At 42.8% G+C, this 20,876-nt stretch carries 17 protein-coding genes, 1 tRNA gene and 2 pseudogenes; 10 read left to right on the top strand and 10 right to left on the bottom strand.

Annotated elements, in window-relative coordinates:
• The first annotated feature begins 117 nt into the window (after window positions 1-117).
• From gshA to ATY38_RS16915, 5 genes and pseudogenes are all read left to right on the top strand, one after another.
• Complete coding sequence (gene gshA, locus ATY38_RS04675; protein ID WP_062558279.1) at window positions 118-1,791, top strand: glutamate--cysteine ligase; 1,674 nt, start codon at window positions 118-120, stop codon at window positions 1,789-1,791.
• Window positions 1,792-1,811: 20 nt separating this feature from the next.
• Complete coding sequence (locus ATY38_RS16035; RefSeq protein WP_158441759.1) at window positions 1,812-1,982, top strand: hypothetical protein; 171 nt, start codon at window positions 1,812-1,814, stop codon at window positions 1,980-1,982.
• Entirely contained in the window at window positions 1,979-2,902 is a 924-nt protein-coding gene (locus tag ATY38_RS04670) for an ABC transporter ATP-binding protein (protein ID WP_062558278.1), read from the top strand. Before ATY38_RS16035 ends, ATY38_RS04670 begins: the two co-directional genes overlap by 4 nt.
• On the top strand, window positions 2,899-3,654 hold the full coding sequence (locus tag ATY38_RS04665; RefSeq protein ID WP_062558277.1) for an ABC transporter permease: 756 nt from the start codon (window positions 2,899-2,901) through the stop codon (window positions 3,652-3,654). The genes ATY38_RS04670 and ATY38_RS04665 overlap by 4 nt, the downstream gene beginning before the upstream one ends.
• Before the next feature lie 48 nt (window positions 3,655-3,702).
• A pseudogene (locus ATY38_RS16915) lies at window positions 3,703-4,711 on the top strand (tyrosine-type recombinase/integrase).
• Window positions 4,712-4,724: 13 nt separating this feature from the next.
• On the opposite strand, the gene ATY38_RS04655 reads toward ATY38_RS16915, so the two are convergent.
• The 6 genes from ATY38_RS04655 to yjgA form a co-directional block, all read right to left on the bottom strand.
• Window positions 4,725-4,801, bottom strand: a tRNA-Ile gene (locus ATY38_RS04655).
• A gap of 6 nt (window positions 4,802-4,807) precedes the next feature.
• Window positions 4,808-7,030: an RNA polymerase sigma factor RpoD gene (gene rpoD, locus ATY38_RS04650; protein ID WP_176492704.1), complete on the bottom strand. Its 2,223-nt coding sequence runs from the start codon at window positions 7,028-7,030 to the stop codon at window positions 4,808-4,810.
• 88 nt (window positions 7,031-7,118) lie between these two features.
• Window positions 7,119-8,918, bottom strand: coding sequence for a DNA primase (dnaG, locus tag ATY38_RS04645; protein WP_062558276.1), 1,800 nt, complete (start codon window positions 8,916-8,918; stop codon window positions 7,119-7,121).
• Between the two features lie 87 nt (window positions 8,919-9,005).
• Entirely contained in the window at window positions 9,006-9,452 is a 447-nt protein-coding gene (locus ATY38_RS04640) for a GatB/YqeY domain-containing protein (RefSeq protein ID WP_062560096.1), read from the bottom strand.
• A gap of 108 nt (window positions 9,453-9,560) precedes the next feature.
• Window positions 9,561-9,773, bottom strand: coding sequence for a 30S ribosomal protein S21 (rpsU, locus tag ATY38_RS04635; RefSeq protein WP_013648785.1), 213 nt, complete (start codon window positions 9,771-9,773; stop codon window positions 9,561-9,563).
• Window positions 9,774-10,179: 406 nt separating this feature from the next.
• Complete coding sequence (gene yjgA, locus ATY38_RS04630) at window positions 10,180-10,692, bottom strand: ribosome biogenesis factor YjgA (RefSeq protein WP_062558275.1); 513 nt, start codon at window positions 10,690-10,692, stop codon at window positions 10,180-10,182.
• Between the two features lie 91 nt (window positions 10,693-10,783).
• Between yjgA and pmbA the strand changes: the two genes are divergently transcribed.
• The 3 genes and pseudogenes from pmbA (at window position 10,784) to ATY38_RS15745 (ending at window position 14,450) form a co-directional block, all read left to right on the top strand.
• Window positions 10,784-12,142 (top strand): metalloprotease PmbA, encoded by a 1,359-nt coding sequence (gene pmbA, locus ATY38_RS04625; RefSeq protein ID WP_062558274.1) that lies wholly within the window; start codon window positions 10,784-10,786, stop codon window positions 12,140-12,142.
• A 580-nt stretch (window positions 12,143-12,722) separates the two neighbouring features.
• Complete coding sequence (locus tag ATY38_RS04615; RefSeq protein ID WP_062558272.1) at window positions 12,723-13,325, top strand: FxDxF family PEP-CTERM protein; 603 nt, start codon at window positions 12,723-12,725, stop codon at window positions 13,323-13,325.
• Between the two features lie 259 nt (window positions 13,326-13,584).
• Window positions 13,585-14,450: pseudogene (locus tag ATY38_RS15745) on the top strand (IS1595 family transposase).
• A gap of 812 nt (window positions 14,451-15,262) precedes the next feature.
• On the opposite strand, the gene ATY38_RS04610 reads toward ATY38_RS15745, so the two are convergent.
• Complete coding sequence (locus ATY38_RS04610) at window positions 15,263-15,571, bottom strand: DUF4389 domain-containing protein (RefSeq protein WP_062558271.1); 309 nt, start codon at window positions 15,569-15,571, stop codon at window positions 15,263-15,265.
• A gap of 131 nt (window positions 15,572-15,702) precedes the next feature.
• Window positions 15,703-16,011 (bottom strand): DUF1840 domain-containing protein, encoded by a 309-nt coding sequence (locus ATY38_RS04605; protein ID WP_062558270.1) that lies wholly within the window; start codon window positions 16,009-16,011, stop codon window positions 15,703-15,705.
• A gap of 1,083 nt (window positions 16,012-17,094) precedes the next feature.
• Here ATY38_RS04605 and ATY38_RS04600 point away from each other — a divergent pair.
• Window positions 17,095-17,673 (top strand): hypothetical protein, encoded by a 579-nt coding sequence (locus ATY38_RS04600; protein ID WP_144429454.1) that lies wholly within the window; start codon window positions 17,095-17,097, stop codon window positions 17,671-17,673.
• Between the two features lie 276 nt (window positions 17,674-17,949).
• On the opposite strand, the gene ATY38_RS04595 is transcribed toward ATY38_RS04600, so the two are convergent.
• On the bottom strand, window positions 17,950-18,879 hold the full coding sequence (locus ATY38_RS04595; RefSeq protein WP_062558268.1) for a histone deacetylase family protein: 930 nt from the start codon (window positions 18,877-18,879) through the stop codon (window positions 17,950-17,952).
• A 174-nt stretch (window positions 18,880-19,053) separates the two neighbouring features.
• Here ATY38_RS04595 and ATY38_RS04590 point away from each other — a divergent pair, with 174 nt between their 5' ends.
• Window positions 19,054-20,100 carry a hypothetical protein gene (locus ATY38_RS04590; protein ID WP_062558267.1) on the top strand — a complete coding sequence of 349 codons (1,047 nt, stop codon included), beginning with the start codon at window positions 19,054-19,056 and terminating at the stop codon, window positions 20,098-20,100.
• Window positions 20,101-20,300: 200 nt separating this feature from the next.
• Here ATY38_RS04590 and bfr read toward each other — a convergent pair whose 3' ends face one another.
• The gene (gene bfr / locus ATY38_RS04585; RefSeq protein WP_062558266.1) at window positions 20,301-20,768 is read right to left on the bottom strand and encodes a bacterioferritin; all 468 of its coding nucleotides are present in this window, start codon (window positions 20,766-20,768) and stop codon (window positions 20,301-20,303) included.
• Between the last annotated feature and the right edge of the window lie 108 nt (window positions 20,769-20,876).

Raw genomic sequence — 20,876 nt, 5'->3', positions numbered from 1 at the left:
ACCTCTCATCGTTCCAAAAACAGAACTATGATAACCGAATCAGCAGACTACACGCTGTCCGCTTCCAAGCCTATACTTTGGCTACTTGTTTAATGCAAGCAATATCGGGAAGAATAAATGTCAAAACAATTATCTTGCAGCGAGCGTACAACAACTATCGACGAATCTCTTCGGCCGTTATTAATTCATGGCTTGAAAGGCATCGAGAAAGAAAGCCTCCGAATTAACCGGGAGGGATCAATATCATTGTCACCTCATCCGGTTCAGCTTGGAGCCGCGTTGACTCATCAGAGTATTACAACTGATTATTCTGAAGCCTTACTTGAGTTGATCACGCCAGCATTATCAGATGAAACAGAAATGCTGGATTCCTTGACGGACTTGCATAAATATGTCTGCGCCAATATCGATGACGAATTATTGCTGGCGGGCAGTATGCCTGTCGGCGATTTGCGGGACCCGGCCATTCCCATCGCCGAATATGGTTCATCCAATGTCGGGAGGATGAAGCACATCTACAGACAGGGCTTAAGCTATCGCTATGGCCGCTGTATGCAGGCCATCGCCGGGATCCATTTCAACTACTCGCTTCCTGAAGCATTCTGGCTGCAATACCAGCATTTCATGAAAAGTGCCAGCGATCTGCAATCCTTCACGACGCAGGCTTATATGAGAATGATCAGAAACCTGCAGCGTTATGGCTGGCTTATCCTATATTTATTCGGCTCGTCCCCGGCAGTGAGCAAGAATTTCCTGGATAGCCGCAATTCTGTTTATTCCCGTACGTTACAGGAATTTGACGAGACTTCCTGCTATAAACCCTTTGCCACCTCGTTGAGGATGAGCGAGATAGGCTATTTGAATCCCGTTCAATCAATGTTTCATATTTCCTTCAACAGCCTCGAGGAATACATACGGGATTTGAGCAAGGCAACGATGATACCTTATCTTGGGTATGAAAAAATCGGGATTAAGGCAGGCAACGAGTACCGGCAATTGAATACCAATTTCTTGCAAATCGAGAATGAGTATTACACTTCGGTGCGACCGAAACAGCCGACGCGATCTGGAGAGAGGCCGCTGCAGGCGCTGGGAAGCCGAGGGATTCAATATGTTGAAATACGCTCCGTGGATGTTGATGTGTTTGAACCTGCGGGCATTGCGCTCGAAACCACGCGTTTTCTTGAGGCGCTAAGTCTTTTCTGTTTGTTCCAGTCCAATTCATGGCATGACTTGAAGCAGCATACCGAGATCAGCAATAACGCATTGTTGGTGGCTAATCGCGGCAGGGACCCAAAGCTTAAGCTGCTGGACAACAGGCGTGAAGTCCCGCTGCGGCAGTGGGCCCTGATGCTGTGTGAGCAGATGCAGGAAATCTGCGAGATCCTGGATAACGGCAATGCCGATATCCCCTACACCTGCGCATTGCACCTGCAGATCGAAAAAATTCGTCATCCCGAGTTGACAGCTTCAGCAAGGATGCTGACAGTCATGCGCGCGCAAAAGATGTCAATTACCGAGCTGGTATTGCAGAAGTCCCAGGATTACACCCGTTATTTCAGGAATGCCGCGCTGGATGCAGCAATAAAGAGGAATTTTGATCTCCAGGTCAAAGCATCGCTGGCGCAACAGAAACAGCTCGAGGCCACGGATGAGATCCCTTTCGATCAATACCTGAGCAATTATTTCTCGCAAAACACCTCAGCCCGGCTACTCGACGAATTTCGTAAACCCATGCAAACAACGCAGGCGCCGGCAAGGAATGGCCATGTTGAGGCCCATTCCCAATAACGGAATGATCACTCTGCACAATGAAACTCACCTTCGTTCTCGACCAGCGGGATTCCGTCAGAACTTATAAGGATCCGAGCGTTGCCATGATTCGCGGAGCGGCAGCTTGCGTGGCAGATGCGTCCAAAAGCCGTATAGCCGGGCGATACGCAATTGTCATTTCTCCACCTAAAAAGGAACTTTCTCCATGACGCCGGCAATCGAAATCAAGCAGGTGCACAAGCGTTTCGGCACATTGCATACCTTATGCGGCGTTGATCTCGAAATCAACGCCGGCGAATTCTTTGCTTTGCTTGGTCCCAATGGAGCGGGAAAGACGACGCTGATCAATATCATCGCAGGTCTTGCCCTTGCCAGCAGCGGCAGTGTCAGGATAATGGGGCATGATGTCGTCACCGGATACCGTGAAGCACGTCGCATGCTGGGCGTGGTGCCGCAGGAGTTGGTATTTGATCCGTTCTTTACCGTTCGGGAAACACTTGTGTTTCAATCCGGCTATTTCGGTATGAAAAAAAATAACGGCTGGATAGACGAGATAATCCACCATCTCGACCTTGCCGATAAAGCAGATACCAACATGCGTTTGCTGTCCGGCGGCATGAAGCGGCGCGTACTGGTAGCGCAAGCATTGGTCCACAAGCCCCAGGTAATCGTTTTGGATGAACCCACCGCAGGCGTAGATGTGGAATTGCGCAAAGCCCTTTGGCGTTTCATCACGCAATTAAACCGCAACGGTCATACCATTGTACTCACTACGCATTATCTCGAAGAAGCAGAGACTTTATGCAACCGCGTGGCAATGCTCAAAAATGGCAGTATCGTTGTGCTTGATAGCGTCAGAAATCTCATCAGCAACATTTCAGGACACCGGATACGCCTGCGGCTAACTACCGATACGCTGCCGACAGCGTTACAGCTACTGACAATCAGCCACGACCAAGGCTACCACGTTCTGGCGATCGAGGGATACTCTCAGCTTGAAAATGTGATGACAGCATTACACGCGGCTCAGATCCAAATTCTGGATATGCAGATATTGCAACCTGATCTGGAAGAAGTGTTCGTAAAACTCATGCACGGAACAGAGAATTTGGAATCTGCATCGGTATGAATGGATTTCTTACATTGCTCTACAAGGAACTGCTGCGATTCTGGAAAGTCGGTCTCCAGACCGTATTTGCACCCATGCTGTCCACCTTGCTTTATCTGTTGATTTTTTCTCACGCGCTGGAAGAACGGGTGCAGGCATATCCCGGTGTAACCTACACGGTTTTTCTGATTCCGGGATTGGTGATAATGGCTATGTTGCAAAACGCTTTCGCTAACTCTTCATCAAGCCTAATTCAATCGACGGTCTCGGGTAATCACATCTTCATGCTGTTATCGCCGCTTTCTTACCAAGAAATATTCACTGCTTATGTACTGGCATCGGTAGTTCGTGGTCTGATGGTAGGACTGGGTATCTACTTGGTGACGCTGGCGTTTTTTGAACTTCCCCTGTACTCGTTCGCATGGGTATTCGCATTTGCCTTGATGGGCACTGCGTTACTGGGCGCCTTAGGCATCATTGCGGGAATCTGGGCGGAAAAATTTGAGCAGCTTGCTGCGTTGCAAAACTTTATTGTCCTGCCACTGACGTTTTTATCGGGGGTTTTCTATACGATCCCCTCGTTGCCTCCATTCTGGCGAGAATTATCGTATATGAATCCGTTTTTCTACATGGTAGACGGGTTTCGCTACGGCTTCTTTCGCGCCTCGGATGTTTCACCTTACCTCAGCCTTGGGATTCTGGTGGCATGGTTCCTGGCGGTATCGTGGTGCACATTGCGAATGCTGAAAACAGGGTACAAAATCCGAAAATAATCCGTAGTGGTTTATCCACGAAATTGCTAATACGCAAGTTCAATAACTATGAATAAATTCACTACACCAAGCGGCGAACGAGTTAGATGCTCTGCTGCAACTGAAGATAAAACCCAGGCGCAAGAATTCCACGGTAAGTTAAAAGCGGAATCCTGGCGCGTTGTAAGACTGGGGAATAAGCAAAAGCGAACTTGGGATGAAGCGGCATGCAAGTTTTTGTTAGAAACACAGCACAAAGCAACGCATGAACGCGACAAGGAGAAATTACGATGGCTACATCAGTTTTTACGTAAAAAGCTATTGAATGAGATTGATCGGATGCTGATAGATCATATTGCACTTACCAAGGCCAAAGAAACTAGACCATCAACTGCTAATCGGCATTTAGCGCTGATACGGGCAATTTTGCTCAAGGCATGCTATGACTGGGAGTGGACTGACAAGGTTCCGAAAATTAGATTATTTCCGGAACCTGAACATCGAGTACGTTGGTTAACCCCTGAACAGGTGAAAATGCTTCTTAAGGAATTACCCGCTCATCAACAGGATATGGTTATTTTTGCTTTATCAGCTGGATTAAGACAATCAAACGTAATCAACATGGAATGGAGCCAGGTTGATCTGGAGCGCAAGGCTGCATGGGTTCATCCTGATCAGGAAAAAGCAAGAAAGGCAATCCATGTGCCGCTAAATTCAATAGCTTTGGCTGTTCTATTTCGGCAAAGTGGCAGGCATCCAAGCAGAGTATTTATTTGTAAAGGTCGCTCAATTTCTTAGGCAAATACCAGCGCATAGAGAAATGCTTCGAAACGGGCCGGAATAGATAATTTCAGATGGCATGACCTGCGCCATACATGGGCAAGTTGGTTAGTCCAACAAGGTGCACCCATGAATGTGTTACAGGAGCTTGGCGGCTGGGAATCGGAAGAGATGGTCAGGCGGGTATGCTCACCTATCAAAACCCCAACTTTTACAGCATGCCAAACTGGTTTCAAATGTCTTTATTGGCACAAATTTGACACACCCTAAGAAAAAAGAGGTTAGAGAAACACTCTAACCTCTTGATTTATTGGTGGGTCTGGCTGGACTCGAACCAGCGACCAAGGGATTATGAGTCCCCTGCTCTAACCAACTGAGCTACAGACCCCTATTTTTAACTGCTCCCAGTATCTAAGAAGCTACGGAGGCGCTCAGAGCGGGCAGGGTGACGTAACTTCCTCAACGCTTTGGCTTCAATCTGACGAATGCGCTCACGAGTAACATCGAACTGTTTTCCGACTTCTTCCAGAGTATGATCGGTATTCATTTCTATGCCGAAACGCATACGTAACACCTTGGCTTCGCGTGGTGTTAATGAGTCTAATATATCTTTTGTAACACCACGCAAACTGGCATAGACGGCTGCATCGGCCGGTGCCATCGTAGCCGCATCTTCGATAAAGTCACCGAGATGTGAGTCTTCATCATCGCCAATCGGTGTTTCCATAGAAATCGGTTCTTTGGAAATTTTAAGAATTTTACGAATTTTTTCTTCGGGCATTTCCATTTTCTGTGCGAGTACAGCCGGCTCAGGTTCTTGCCCTGTTTCCTGCAGTATCTGTCGTGAGATACGATTCATTTTATTGATTGTTTCAATCATATGCACTGGTATTCGTATAGTGCGTGCCTGATCGGCAATTGAACGGGTAATTGCTTGACGTATCCACCATGTTGCATAAGTTGAAAATTTGTAACCACGCCGATATTCAAATTTATCCACTGCCTTCATTAAACCAATATTACCTTCTTGAATTAAATCAAGAAATTGTAATCCACGATTGGTATATTTCTTGGCAATTGAAATTACCAAGCGTAAATTTGCTTCCGTCATTTCGCGCTTGGCACGACGGGCTTTTGCTTCACCGGTAGACATCTTGCGATTGATTTCTTTCAAATCCTTTATTGGAATTCCAATTTTACTTCTAAGTGCCAGTAAATTGTGTTGCTCTTCAAGAATTGCGGGCTTGTAATGCTCGAGTGCTTGACTATAGGGTTTTCCCACTTTGATTTCTTGCGCGATCCAATCAAGATTTGTTTCATTCCCAGGGAAAGTCTTGATAAAGTGGTTTCTTGGCATTTTTGCTTTAGATACGCATAAGTCCATTATTTTACGTTCATAGTTACGCACATCGCCAACTAATTCGCGTTGAGTGTCACAAAGCTTTTCCACCATTTTTGCAGAAAATCGAATGGCCATCAATTCAGACGAAATTTTATCTTGTAACTCAATATAGCCCAGATGATAAGGTCCATCGCTTTCAAGTAATGTCTGCATTTCGTTGTGCATTTGGCGAATTACTGCAAAACGTTCAAGCGCATCCGCTTTAAGTTTTAACAGATCAGCGCTGGCAATGGCTGCACCGTCGCTGTCTTCATCCCCATCCTCATCCTCGGCGAGCTCGTTGGAAGCAAGCTCTTGCTCGATAGCTTCTTCTGATAATTCTTCATTGATAATATCTTGTGCATTCGCGTCTAATAATCCATCGACAACTTCATCGATGCGCATAGTCTCTTTCTCAACTTCAGCAGCCAAATCAACTATTTTTGCAATAATTGGGGGACAGGCTGAAATAGCTTGAATCATGTGGCGTAGTCCGCCCTCGATACGTTTTGCGATTTCAATTTCACTTTCACGAGTGAGTAAGCCTACTGAGCCCATTTCGCGCATATACATGCGCACTGGATCGGTCGTGCGTCCAAATTCGGAGTCAACTGTTGAAAGTGCAGCTTCTGCTTCTTCCGCGACATCCTCATCAGCTACCGTGGTTGCTGCATCGGACATTAACAAGGTTTCCACATCCGGTGCTTCATCATGCACTGATATGCCCATATCATTGATCATGCTGATGATACCTTCAATTTGCTCTGCGTCCAGCATATCATCAGGCAAATGATCATTGATTTCCGCGTAGGTGAGATATCCGCGCTCTTTCCCTAATCCAATAAGTATTTTCAAGCGCATGCGGCGCGCTTCAATATCCTGAGGCTGTGAATTGCTGCTTTGGATAATCGAGGCAGAATTAATTTTATCAACCTGATCTTTACTTATGTTTGTTTTGTTCTTTCTGGGAATTCTTCCCCTGGTTTTCTTGATTTCACTCAGGCCGCCAGAATTTTCATCCATTATCTCTTGAGAACTTTCAACGATAACTGAGGTGGCTTTAGCAGATATTTCTGCTGGGATCGTTTTATCTGTTGCTTTTTTTACAGTCATTTTTACTTTCTTTTCTGCCATTTCTTTATCGATATTCTTTGTTTTTTTTGTGGATAATTTACTGATAACTTCATTTTCGGTATCTTTAGGCTTGGATGTTCCTGTTGTTCTTGTTTTTGACATATTGGATTCCCAATAATATGGATGATTTATGGCTGAAAAAGTCGAATTATAGCAAAGTTCCTTGCTACTGACACTTTCTAAACCTGCTTCATCGCATTGCTAGTTGTTGTAGTTCCCGTTTTTCATCATTAGTCAGCATGCTTAAAGGCTTGCTATATAATTCTGTGATACGTTTCTCGCGTTGCGCCTGCTGTAGCTTTTCTAACGTACCTAAAAATTCTGCTTCCAAATCAATTGCATCATCCCATTTTAAAGTTTCACTTTCGATATTTTCAAACAATGTTCTATGTGAGCTGTCGTGTAAATAAGCAAATATTGTTGAAGTTGGTAATTCACTATTAATCAAGTGAGGATTTTTGTCAAAAAGTTCAATCAGCGCTTTTAGTGCAGTTATTTCTTTTGAATTTTCTTTTTCCTCTGAAAACCAGTTTCTATTTAGCCTATTGATATAATTCGGATTGTGCAACAGCATCATAATTAGCCGACGATAAGGTGTAGCCAGTTGTTTGGGTGCTGCTTTCCTTGTTACATGCTTCTTGGAGGATGGCTTTATTTGCAATTTTTCTTCTAATTCAGGTTGATCAATGTTACTGAGCTCTGCCAAGCGTTTCAATAACATCAACGAAAGCGCTGCTGCGGTTACTTGCTGCAATAACGGCTTGGCATCATTTATTAGTTTGGCACGACCCTCGCTGGTTTGGATGTCAATTTTTGAACATAATTCCTTAAATAGAAATTCTGATAAGGGTATTGACTGTTTCAGTAGCTGTTCAAAAGATTTTCTTCCATTTTGTTTTATATAACTGTCGGGATCTGTTCCTTCAGGTAAAAAAAGAAAGCTCAGTAACTTACCATCTGAAAGTAGCGTAAGACTATTTTCAAGAGCCCGCCAAGCAGCTTTTCTACCGGCTTTATCTCCATCAAAACAAAAAATGATTTGATCAGTCTGACGCAATAGCTTTTGTAGATGAAAACTGGTTATGGATGTGCCCAAGGAAGCTACTGTATAATCAATCCCATGTTGTGTAAGCGATATGACATCCATGTATCCTTCTACAACAAGTGCACAATTTACCTCACGAATAGCGCGACGCGCAGAAAAAAGATTGTATAATTCGCGCCCTTTCTCAAATAAAATTGTCTCTGGAGAATTCAGATATTTGGGCTCTTCATCGTCTAATACCCGTCCGCCAAAACCTATGATCTGGCCTTTCTGATTAAGAATTGGAAACATAATACGATTTCTGAATCTGTCGTATTGCTTATTTTCATCTCCCACAATGACTAATCCGGCTTGCACTAATAGATTACGGGTTTTTTCTGATTTGTAATCAGAAAAAACAGTTTGCAGATTCTGCCAGCCAGCTGGTGCATAGCCAATAGCAAATCGTGCTGCTAATTCACCCGACAAGCCACGTTTTTTAAGATAAGCAATAGCTTTTTCGGAATTTTTTAATTGCTCTCGATAAAAACGCGTGGCAATTTGTATTACATTTAAAAGATCTTGAGAAGATATCGCCGGATCATCAGTATAGTGGTCATTTGCTAAATACTCAAAATCATTACGGACGACTGAATTGGAAGGTGTTCCTGCTGGCTGAATTGGCACTTGCATTCCAACAGAAACTGCTAAATCGCGTACTGCTTCAACAAAGCTCAATCCACTGTATTCCATGAGAAAGTGGATGGCACTGCCATGCGCACCACAACCAAAGCAATGGTAAAATTGTTTAGATTGACTGACTGTAAATGAGGGCGTTTTTTCATTATGAAACGGGCAGCACGCAACATAATTGGCACCTGCTTTCTTAAGTGATACATGGCGATCAATCGTATCGACAATATCCGCACGATTAAGCAGGTCATGAATAAAAGTTTGTGGAATCATTTATCAAGAAATAATACATCCCGCAAGCAACTAAAAGAAATTATCCCAACTAAAATTACAACAAGCAGAATCTTCAGGTGGATAACATCAGATCGACATTTTTTCTTTAATCAATATAGATACTTTGGCCATATCGGCACGTCCGGCAAGCTTTGGTTTTAGTATTGCGATTACTTTTCCCATATCCTGCATACTTACTGCGCCAATTTCCACTATTGCTTCAGAGATTAGAGTATTTATTTCAGACTCATTAAAAGGTTTTGGCATATATGCACTAAGAACCAAAACCTCATCCTTTTCATTATTGGCAAGATCAAATCTCTGCGCTGCTTCGTACTGAGTAATTGAATCCTTACGTTGCTTGAGCATTTTTTCGATAATGGCTATGACTCCCGAATCGTCAAGTATTATGCGCTCATCAACTTCTTTTTGTTTGATAGCGGCTTGCAATAAACGAATAGCGTCACGTTGCTTAGTATTGCCTGCACGCATCGCAATTTTCATATCTTCGGTAATTTTCTGCTTTAAATCGATGACCATAATGAGCGAGCCTGATATTATTCTTCGACTCTAATGTTCATTCAAACATAGCTAAAAACCGTTTTAGCTACTTTCAAATCTATTATTCTGACTATAAATCACTTAATAAAGTTTGGGTGGTAGCAATTGACTGCGCAAACGCTTGTAGTTACGTTTCACAGCTGCTGCAAGTTTACGTTTTCGTTCTGCAGTTGGTTTTTCATAAAACTCACGAGCGCGTAGCTCTGTTAGTATTCCTGTTTTCTCGATAGAACGTTTAAAGCGTCGCATTGCAACTTCAAATGGCTCATTTTCCTTAACTTTAATAGTTGTCATATATAGGCGTAACCTCTTGGTTAGTAGTTAGTGATAAACAAAAAAATTATTTTTCACCCATTAACGGGCGCAGGCACAACAAAAGCTTTTAATTATAACACTAAGAAATTTAGTGCAAAAGAAAATCTGCAATCCAGATGTTGCTAATCATAAGCAAGATATTGATAGTATGGCCATAAATGGATACATTGATTTAGTAGAAATGATTATAGCTTTATAGGTAAGTTTAGTTATCTATTATTAAATATTTTACATATAGATCATAATATTATCCCATTCTTAGGGAAGATGCTCTTCGTCACAGATACACCAATTAACGCTATTGTGGTCAAATAGAATCAGATACTTCCTAGAAAACTAATTTGAGTAATGATGATCGCACACGCAATAAAAACAATTAGTCTGATCAATGCCCTGCAGTAATTTCCTGCAATTCCTGAAACAACAAGCGGAAACTTTTAGGTGGTTTGCCAGCGACTTTTTCCTTGTGTGCATTACGGATCAGCGATCTCAGGGGCTGCAAATCAGCAGCCGGATATTGCTGCGCAAATTCAGTAAGTGCGTGTTCATCGCTCAATAGGCGTTCGCGCCAACGTTCCAGCTGGTGCAACCGGGCAGTTTGGTGTATCGATACCTGACGCCAGGAATCGAGTTTCTGCTGGATCGGCAGCGCATCGACTTCACGCATCAAGCGGCCGATATATTGCAATTGGCGTCGGCGTGCACCGTGTTTCTGCATGCTCCGGGCTTGCCGAATCGCATCGCTCAAAATTTCCGGTAAATCAAATTCAGTCAGCTTCCTGGGATCCAGCTCTACCAGTTGCTCGCCGATTTCCTGCAATGCATGCATATCTTTCTTGCGCTTCGTTTTGCTTGGCGCGATGTCTTGTTCGATCTCGTTTTCCAGCTCTTTTTGCACGGCAACCTATGTAATGCGGTATCAATAAGCTGTTATCATAGCGCTTTATCTCACTCGAAATTCGCTAATATTTTCGTTTATAGTGCACGCCATGAATAATTTAACCATCTCTGAAACCCGATTTTCATATCCTATCAGCACCCTGCAGCAAATTAGCCAGGATATTCTGGCACATGCGAGAAAAGGTGGCGCGACTGCTTGCGAAACCAATGTCTCCGATGGTTTTGGTCAAACCGTCACCGTGCGTCAGGGTGCTGTGGAAACGATTGAATACAATCGCGACAAGGGATTGTCCGTGACCGTCTATATGGGACAAAAGCGCGGCCATGCCAGTACTTCCGATTTTTCCCCGCAAGCCATCAGCGATACGGTTGCAGCGGCGTTGTCAATCGCTCGTTACACCGCGAACGATGACTGCGCAGGGCTGGCGGAAGCGGAATTGCTGGCCAAAGATTATCCTGATTTGGATTTATATTTTCCTTGGCAAATCTCGGTTGAAGAAGCTATTGAGCTGGCACGAACCTGCGAACAAGCAGGTTATGCCGCAGATAAGCGCATCGCCAATTCCGAAGGTGCGTCAATCTCAGTCAGTGAATCGCAATTCATCTATGCCAATAGTCTGGGTTTCATGGGTGGATATCCGCTTTCACGTCACAGCATCAGTTGCGCTATGATCGCCGAGCATGGCGACAGTAAGCAACGCGATTACTGGTATGGCATCGCGCGCGATGCCATGGATCTGGAGACGGTGGAAAGCATCGGGCGAAAAGCGGGTAAGCGTAGCGCAGCGCGCTTGGGAGCAAGAAAAATCGATACCTGTGAAGTGCCGGTATTGTTTGAAGCTCCGATCGCTTCCAGTCTGATCGGACACTTTGCTTCTGCCGTAAGCGGTGGCAATTTGTATCGCCAATCTTCTTTCCTGCTGAACAGTATCGGTCAGCAGGTTTTTGCGCCTCATATTCATATTCTTGAATTACCTTATTTAAACAAAGGCTTATCCAGCTGTGCATTCGACGATGATGGCGTCACAACGGTTGAGCGGAATATAGTGGAAAATGGTGTTGTACAAGGATATTTCCTAAGTAGCTATTCCGCTCGCAAACTGGGTTTGCGTACTACCGGCAATGCTGGTGGCTCGCATAACCTGATCATGCGAGACGACGCTGGGTCAAGTTTTGATGCTTTGCTGCAGAAAATGGGTACCGGCCTGCTGGTCACGGAATTGCTCGGGCATGGCATCAATGCAGTTACCGGGGATTACTCGCGCGGAGCATCCGGATTCTGGGTGGAAAGCGGTGTAATCAGTCATCCGGTGGAGGAAATCACCATCGCGGGTAATTTGAAAAACATGTTTCAGGGAATTCTTGCAGTCGGTGATGATGTCATTGTACGAGGGTCAAAACAGTGCGGTTCGGTACTGATCAATCGTATGACAGTGGCGGGTGGTTAAAATGTGAGCGTAAGATTTGTATTTATCTGTATATAAACTCTTACACAAGAGCCATCTGCTTTTGGCAAAATTTTTCCACCATATATTTTGGGTTATTTTACGAGGTGGAAATTTGATTGCGATGTTTTTTATTGAAAATTACAAAGATTTGCGATATCCCTTGGCGATGATTGTTTTTTACAGCCTGAAAAGATAAAAGATTGATGTATTTTTCTACGTTATATGGATCATATTGTTCCATGAAAAAATCATGAAGAATAAATCTTTCAATTATTCCAAACAAGCCTCGGCCAGTTCATTCAATACAGTGCCCTCTTGCTGCCTACTGTCTCGGTATTTATTCTTCGCACGGTCTCTTGTTGGTTATACGTATAGTCTATAGCGTCCGACGTACTAGTAATAGGTAGTACAAATGCACTAACGAACAAGTATTGATTTCCCATTGCGAAGACAAATGACGATGGATAGTATTGGCACTCGGTAAAACCGAAAGTTACTCAAACTTAAATTATTAAATTTTTAAATCCAGAAACAAAAAGAGAACAAGCAAGTCAGACAAACTTTTTAAGGACCTATCGAAATGACTTTACGCAAATTTACGACATCGATGATAATCACTGGCTTTCTACTTTGTGGAGGAGCCGTTCAAGCAGCGTCTTATCAATTTGGACAGTTACTAGCCGGAAATGGGCCAACCAATCCATATTTTGCAGATCTGGAAATTACCGATAATGGTAGTGGAAATTGGACATTTACTCTCACCGCTTTAGATTTAAATACTATCTTTGGTTCCAGTTCATTTATTGGATCAATGGCTGTGGACGGAGTAAAACCAACCTCTATTTCTACTGTTGCAGGTGGCGGCGTAACCGCAGTTAACCTGCAGAATGGTGGAGGGCCAACTGGTATATTTGATTTTAGATACGATATGATCAATCCAAAAAATGACAAGCTGACCGGTCTTGAATCGGTTACTTGGCATGTGGGTGGCTTAGGATCTGCTACACTACCTGGCTTCAATGGAGAATTGGCATTACACGTGCAAGGAATAGGCAGTAATGGCGATTCCGCTTGGTATGTTGCAACTTCACCAGTTCCAGAACCAGAAACCTACGCCATGCTGTTAGCAGGTTTAGGCTTGATTGGATTTATGACGCGTCGCAAAAAAAGATTGGCAGCATAATTCTGAATTCAGATTTAATCCAAAACGGGAGCTCGAGCTCCCGTTTTTGTTTGTTGAATAGAGCAACCACTCATTTCCGAATTACTGACAGACATGCAAATTCTTAAAACAGGGTCGACAACTGTTGGCAGATCGAATCGATCTCATCTTCGCGGCAATATTGATCAATAGAAAATATGCCTATCAACTATTTTCAGTCATTTTTACCTTTCTTATTAAGATCAGAAGGATAAGGGGCTGGAACATGAAAGGATGAGAGATGAATTTAATGGAATGGCCCAGCGTTATAAAACGGGGGAACTCTGTGCACAAGAACTCGCCCAGCAGGCTCTGAGCGGAAGGTTTTCGTTGCCAATGTTGCGGACATGATCACGGTTTTGCGATTACCCGCTCGTCATTGCTGGGAATGTAACCCTACCCCGACTTCGCTGACCGCAGGAACGGTGTTTCTTTCTACCAATCTGTCGCTTGGTAAATGGTTTCGAGCAATTTATCAGGTTGCTTCGGACAAAGGCGGTATCTCTGCGTGGTGTTTGTCCGGGTAGATTAATGTGTCGTGGATTAGCGCCATTCAGATGTTACGCAAGCTTCGCATTGTTATGGTCTCCGTGAGAGTATTATCGTTTACCCAAATTGATTGAAATTGATGATGCACTGATTGGAGGGCCTCATACCAGGGGAAAGCAGGAGTGAGGTGTTAAAAGAAAAATGCCGATACTGGCCGCCGTTGAGAATCAGGAAAAGTGTGCTGGTTTTCATTGCCATGCAGCATGGTTTCAGGGATTAATCAAGAAACGGTATTGCAATTCGTTAAACGACATCTTGCACCTGACCAATACGTGCAAAGTGATACTCTGCCTTCATTGGCAGAGATCGGCACAACTCAGAATCTACTCCCCATTAGGCTGGTGAATAGTTACCATGAGTACACAACATCGCTATTGGTAACCTTAAAATGTTCTTGCTCGTTACCTTTCACAGCGTATCGCCAAGGTATCGGAGTATCTTAACGAATTTTGCTATCATTTTAACAGAAGAACATGGCAACATGAGCTACCATCCCGCTTACTCAATACGCGTTTGTCGCATTCTTGGATTAATCTGAAAATGGCTAGAAGTATATGACATTATTACTTAAATTTTAACTATAAAATCATATGGTTAGATATTTTGTAAGGTCTGCGGGGAAAATTGAAACTACCTTCCCCCTTGATATTGTGAATTCTAATTTAACCTCCTTGCCTAGATTAAAGAATTGTGCCACAGCAATGGAATTGTCAGCGTTGTCATTATCGATAACAATGTAGGCTGCCAATATCAGCTCCTCAAAGTAGATGTCTTTTTCTCACATTGTTAGTTGTTAGGGATGCATACTATAACCAGCAGGTCTTGCAAGGCTGACATGCTTGTCTCATGGAGTTTGTCGAGGTATATATTTTGTTCAATTTCAGCTTGAATGAGCGCTTTTTAGTAAGTGTAATATTTTTCTTGACATTCTGAATCATCCACAATTTCTACGAGTCACGATGGACACTCAGAATATCTTCACGTCAAGGTGGAAAATTTCATCATAACATCATGATAGATATAATATAATTAAAGATGTTCACTTATTAATCAATTCAATAAAAACCTTTAAAAATATTTAAGTTAGCCAGTTAAATAAAGACTTGTTCACAAAGTTATCCACAGAAACTGTGCGTAACAGAAGAAACTTCATTACAAATAAGGCAGTAATTCGAGAAATGCCAGCCTTATGTGGAAATTCTTCTTTCAAGATGAGATTCATATTACCTATGAAGTTACCCACATTCCGAACATAGTAAATGAGGAAGCTTAAAAAATTACTTTCCGCCACTCTCGAAATGACACTTGTTCAAAGTTTTTCCAAATTGCTATATCTTTTAGAAGACCACAGCTAGATGATATCTGCCTATTTATTCATCCAGATAATTAATTTTATGATTAGGCACACCGTCTGGCCAAGCGCTGAATGGAAATGGGCGTTGTTCACTGTTATAGGTTAAAAATAATGTAACTTGATAAAGATACGTACTAAGATTCTGTCCAAATCTCAGTAATTGTTCATTGACGTTACCGGTCACGATAATCGTAAGAAATTGAAATAACATGACGCCTATGACCACAAATTTTGAAACCCCATAGATGAAAATGAAAAATAGCATATAGAGCCCACGCTGCCAGATTTCATTCTTTTGTAATCTTTGTTTAATTTCTTCTTTCATTCTTTCTGTTTCTCTGATAGATCAATCAATAAGTTATGGCTAATATTATCAGCAATAACCTATGTGTTTATAAACCAGTTTTTAACTCCTCTGCTTTGGCGATATCAGCTACCGCCTGATTAACGATAAGTTTATTTCCACATGACGTCACATTCAGCTTCTGCTGCTGCGGTCAATAGGTTAATTAGGGGCAACGCTCTGTCAGCAATGCTAACTGCCGGTTGATCCTCTTCCTCGCCTTCACCTCTACCTTCAACCGGTGGCAATGCTTTTTCTGCATTTATAGCAGTTTTTAACCGGTTCAACGCCATGGGAACATCCGCAGCCAGAATAGCCCCCGGTACAGTCTTGCTGTGTCCCATCATTCTCAGCAAGATAAGGGCAACATCCCCAAACATGGTGATGTTGGCATGCGCATCAGTTGTAAAAGTCACGAGCATATCGTTTCCCCTTGAATGAACACAAAAGTATGTAAATCAATCTATTATAAGCCGATTTTAGAATATCAAGTGATAAGCTTCAATCCATCTATTCAAAACCATATATTCATTATCTCTATACCGCAATCTGTGTTATCTTTAATCAGAAGCATCTAATGCTTTGCGATTTCATTTTGAAAGATCAGATCTGATTTTGTCTGTGTGTTAACTAACAATAGTTAAAGTTTACTCACTCATAGCAATAGATAGGCGATCGTCCTATCAAACTTGAGGAAGCGCTGAATAAATGTCATTTGGAACAATGCGGAAAATCTATTCTATTAATTGTTAGAGACTCCTCACAGCATTCGGAATGACAGGTGCAAATTCTCAGAATTTCCTTACCCTGCAGCTATTTCCACGCTCACAAGCAATCACGCATAGTTTCGATGGTACAGTCATTTTTAACGATACCGCTGTCTTAATATGTATGTTCCCTCACCCATTCCAAGACTCGCTTGGTTGAGGACATAATCCATAAGCCTCCGGTAGAATTTCTCTAAAAGTGATCCGGCTATTATCCATCAGGGTGATTCTATCGCCCTTGCTGGAAAAGGCTTTTCTTTTCCTTGAAAATGTGCGCACTCGTCAGTGCATTCAATTTTTTCTTGACACTCTGAATCATCCACAATTTAGACAAGATACAGTGGCTATCGAAAATAACTTCATGTCAAGCCGCGAAATATCCCATAACTATTTGATAAATTATCTATAATGAAAGTGTTAATTTATTCATCAATTTAAGAGAAACCCATGGTAAATTGTGGGTTAGCTCGTCAATTAAAGAAGTTATCCACAAAGTTATCCATAGAAATTGGGGATAGCAGAAGAAACGCACCTTTATCAAAAGTATCAGGGAGATTCATCAGAATCTTTCGAACACTTTCAGAAAATTCCATTAGCAATTTTCGGATGTGATTTTTATCACAGCACTAAGCAATAGTGAAATGCTACTGTTAGCGCCTATGTGTATTTGTAACTTCATAAAAATATTTATAGATCATCAAAAAGATAGACACACCTAGAAAGGTAAATAAAAGCTTTTTGAATTATTTCATTCATAAATGCGCTGGGGAAAATGTTGTGACTAAGAACACTGTAATTTCATGCACAATGTTTGCTGTATTAATCAGTGCTCATTGCATCATGGCTGATACAGTTTCGGCAACAAGCTTTCGATTGCAGGCAATGCTTCTATCCGATGATGCGCCGGTTCTTCTTGGTTCGAATCTACATCCAGCCAGTTTTAATACACCGAGTATTATTTATTTACAAACGGTCATTTCTAATGTGAATTTTTCATCTCGACCAGCTCAGCACATTTCTTTCATTAGCAATCAGGATGCGATAATTAATAATATTACACACTTCAAAACCTTCACTGTCGGGACGTTTATTCCTACGGAAAATCAATACCATAGTGATATAAAATCATTAGGCGAGGTTAATTTTAAGCTGCTTGGCACGGTTACGGAAAACCTCGGTATTTTTCATAGTAGCGATAATAGCTTCGATGTAAAAACCGAAATAAGGACTGTGCCAAAGCCGGAAATTTATACCATATTGCTTACTGGATTGGGATTACTTGGTTTCACGACACGCCGCAGGAAACACAATGCTTAATCATAGTACTCGTACCGTGGTGAAGTAACACTGAAAGATTTGTAAATACATTGTGGTGAGCATAACGCTAATTCTTCAGGGTGTGCCTGAATAACATCCGAAACGGATCCGATTGATTGTGATCCAGTCACGATTTACCGGAATCTCGTGCATGAATGATTAATACAATTCAATCTCAATCACTGGCTCCTGCTTCCATAGTATCAGAATCATGCATCAACCGAAGTGATCCGAGCAATGTGAATGGACGTTTACGCGATAAAATTACTACTCGCCCTACATTTCTTCCGCATGTAACATCCGTATATGCGCCACCACACAGCGAGCCAATGAATGCAATTCATAACCGCCTTCCAGAACGGATACAATACGACCCTGGGAATACTGATCCGCAATCGCTCTAATCTGCTGCGTGATCCAGACATAATCGTCGTCACTCAGATATACTTGCGACATATCGTCATCCCGGTGCGCATCAAATCCTGCGGAGATAAAAATCATTTCCGGCTTGAATCGATCCAATGCCGGTAGCCAAGACTCGCTCACTGCCTTCCGGAAAACCGCACCATCGGCGTCACGCCGTAGAGGCACATTGACCATGCGATCACTACCGCTATTGGCACCGCTATAGGGATAGAAGGGGTGCTGGAAAGTGGAGCACAACATAACATGCTGATTGTCTGAGAAAATTTCTTCACTGCCATTGCCATGATGCACATCAAAATCCAGAATCGCAACACGTTGCAAATGGTGGTGTTCAAGCGCATGTGCCACCCCGATTGCGACATTATTGAACAAGCAGAAGCCCATGGCACGACCCGATTCCGCGTGATGACCCGGTGGGCGCACAGCGCAAAATGCATTATTGACTGGGTTCGTTAGAACCAAATCCGTCGCCAGCACAACCGCTCCCGCCGCACGTAATGCAGCATTCAGCGAAAAGGGATTCATCGCGGTATCCGCATCCAGCGCAATCCATCCGGCGTCTGGAGCTATCTGTCGGATGCTTTCAATGTAGTCCGGTTTATGTACACGCGCCAATTGTTCTGTGGTTGCCAGCGGCGCATCATAACGCTGTAACTTTGCCAGCAAGCCGCTGGCACTTAATTCATTTTCGATTGCGATCAATCGCTGCGGACTCTCCGGGTGATACCCGCCCTGATCATGCTTAAGACAATCGGAATGACTGATATAGGCTGTTTGCACTTTATTTCCTAGTCTATCGAGATTTAATGTTGATCACGGTCATACACCCAATGGGTTGGTGATGCTGAAAGCTAAAGTTTATACAATCAACCGGCTATACCATGATAAATTATCGGTATTCTAAGATAGCGGTTACATTTAATTGCATTTTTTTCGTCATATGGGGAGTCATTGATGAACGAGTTTATTACCAAGATGTTGAAATTTGTTTCGATTGAAACGTTGATAGAAAGAGGTTGGCTGGAAATAGCGCAAATTTTGATGCCGATTTTCATTCTTGCGCTAGTATTTCTTGGGCTGAGTTTTTATATCCAACACAAGCGCTGGAAAACGGTGGCTTCCGTGATATGTGCTGCTCTGGCTCTGATTTATTTGCCCTATGAATTCTACCGCCAGTCACTGATATTAAGCCGGGCGGATGCCAATATCAGCGAGATTCAAGGTAATTTGCAGAACTTATTGGATTCCGCCAACTTGACGCATATGAAAAGTGTTGCGGATAAGGAAGCAGCCGGGAGTATTTTGGATGAAATGATCCACGGCCTGGATCAGCAAAAGAAAAAGGAACTAGTACTGATTTCCTGGCTGGTTGCGGAGAATGAAAAAAATGCGCTCGAGCAAATCAACGACAAGCAGAAGTTGCTTGCAGACGATCTCAAATCCAGCTTAACCGATGCCAAAACCGAAATAATCGATTCACGCCCGCCGGTGGAGAAAATCTCGGACACCATTGTGAAAAAACTGGATGGCGATGTCAAAGTGCTGGTTGAAAAGAAAATGCAAACATTCAAGGAAGAAATTGACGGTTCTTTGGAGGGCTTTAAAGAAGCCATCAATACTTTTGTTCAGGATGAGCTCAATAATTACCAAACGAAATTGGCCGATATCACGCAACAAAATGTGGATGAATTAAGAAATTACTCCAATAGAGCCAACCATGCTTTCGCTGCGCAGGCTAAAAAAATCAATCAAGAATCCCTGCTTAGACTGGATGCAACCAAAGAAAAAATAGAAGGCTTGAGCGCCGCATCGGACACCGGTTTAAAAAATGTCGTTCAACAAGTTAAGCAGCTCTCAGCTTCATTGGACGTCGCACAAAAAAAGAATGATATTTTGTTTGAATATAATGAATGCATGAGAACTACCGGCGTACTGGATTTAGGCGGCAAGGGTGAACAATGCAAGGCTAAATATCAAGAAGATATGAACAGTTTGAATTAAGTGAAACTACATCCACTGAGCTTAAGACTATTATTTTACTTGGCATAACAGTTCAGTTTCGTTGACACGATTTTAGTCATGAATATCGCGCCAACGGAGGCGCAGAGACCGATACCGGAAATCGATCAAGCCAAGAATGAAAAAACATAGCAAAATGCTGCAGGAAAAATCTTCCTGTAGCATTTAGACTGGGCTAACTGTCACATCTGAGACTGCAGGTAATTCTGCAACCCTATTTTTCCTATCAGTCCCAGCTGTTTTTCCAGCCAATATGCATGATCTTCCTCGGTTTCAGTCAGCATACCAACAAGAATTTCCCGCGTCTGGAAATCCTGCTCCTGCTCACAAGTAACAATGGCATTTCGTAATGAAACTATCACGGCGCGCTCCAGATCCAAATCGTTTTGCAGCATTTCCTTCACGTTACTGCCAATCCTCAGCGGGCTGCGATTACCTACAGCAGGCACGCCCTCAAGAAACAGAATTCGTTTGATCAAATGGTCTGCATGCTGTTTCTCATCATCCATTTCATGATCAATGCGCTCATAGAGTTTGCTGAATCCCCAATCTTCATACATCCGTGAATGCGTGAAATATTGATCCATTGCCGTCAGCTCACCTGCCAAAAGATTGTTCAGGGTATCGATAATTTTAGTATTGCCTTTCATAGGAATTCTCCCTCGATTATTTATTGGATTACGGACAGGCACTGTATTTTTTGTCTAAAAAACTTCAATAAGGCAAACAAATAAGCGTAGTATGCTATTTAATCCATA

Source organism: Nitrosomonas ureae, from assembly GCF_001455205.1.
GTDB classification, from domain to species: domain Bacteria; phylum Pseudomonadota; class Gammaproteobacteria; order Burkholderiales; family Nitrosomonadaceae; genus Nitrosomonas; species Nitrosomonas ureae.
This window is presented reverse-complemented; position numbering and strand designations above follow the sequence as displayed.

What these genes read in the sequence shown, in the direction of transcription:
- ATY38_RS16035 (WP_158441759.1), top strand. Translation starts at nt 1,812, where the DNA reads ATGAAACTCACCTTCGTTCTCGACCAGCGGGATTCCGTCAGAACTTAT.
- rpoD (WP_176492704.1), bottom strand. Translation starts at nt 7,030, where the DNA reads ATGTCAAAAACAAGAACAACAGGAACATCCAAGCCTAAAGATACCGAA.
- ATY38_RS04615 (WP_062558272.1), top strand. Translation starts at nt 12,723, where the DNA reads ATGACTTTACGCAAATTTACGACATCGATGATAATCACTGGCTTTCTA.
- ATY38_RS04665 (WP_062558277.1), top strand. Translation starts at nt 2,899, where the DNA reads ATGAATGGATTTCTTACATTGCTCTACAAGGAACTGCTGCGATTCTGG.
- bfr (WP_062558266.1), bottom strand. Translation starts at nt 20,768, where the DNA reads ATGAAAGGCAATACTAAAATTATCGATACCCTGAACAATCTTTTGGCA.
- dnaG (WP_062558276.1), bottom strand. Translation starts at nt 8,918, where the DNA reads ATGATTCCACAAACTTTTATTCATGACCTGCTTAATCGTGCGGATATT.
- ATY38_RS04610 (WP_062558271.1), bottom strand. Translation starts at nt 15,571, where the DNA reads ATGAAAGAAGAAATTAAACAAAGATTACAAAAGAATGAAATCTGGCAG.
- pmbA (WP_062558274.1), top strand. Translation starts at nt 10,784, where the DNA reads ATGAATAATTTAACCATCTCTGAAACCCGATTTTCATATCCTATCAGC.
- ATY38_RS04670 (WP_062558278.1), top strand. Translation starts at nt 1,979, where the DNA reads ATGACGCCGGCAATCGAAATCAAGCAGGTGCACAAGCGTTTCGGCACA.
- gshA (WP_062558279.1), top strand. Translation starts at nt 118, where the DNA reads ATGTCAAAACAATTATCTTGCAGCGAGCGTACAACAACTATCGACGAA.
- rpsU (WP_013648785.1), bottom strand. Translation starts at nt 9,773, where the DNA reads ATGACAACTATTAAAGTTAAGGAAAATGAGCCATTTGAAGTTGCAATG.
- ATY38_RS04605 (WP_062558270.1), bottom strand. Translation starts at nt 16,011, where the DNA reads ATGCTCGTGACTTTTACAACTGATGCGCATGCCAACATCACCATGTTT.
- ATY38_RS04590 (WP_062558267.1), top strand. Translation starts at nt 19,054, where the DNA reads ATGAACGAGTTTATTACCAAGATGTTGAAATTTGTTTCGATTGAAACG.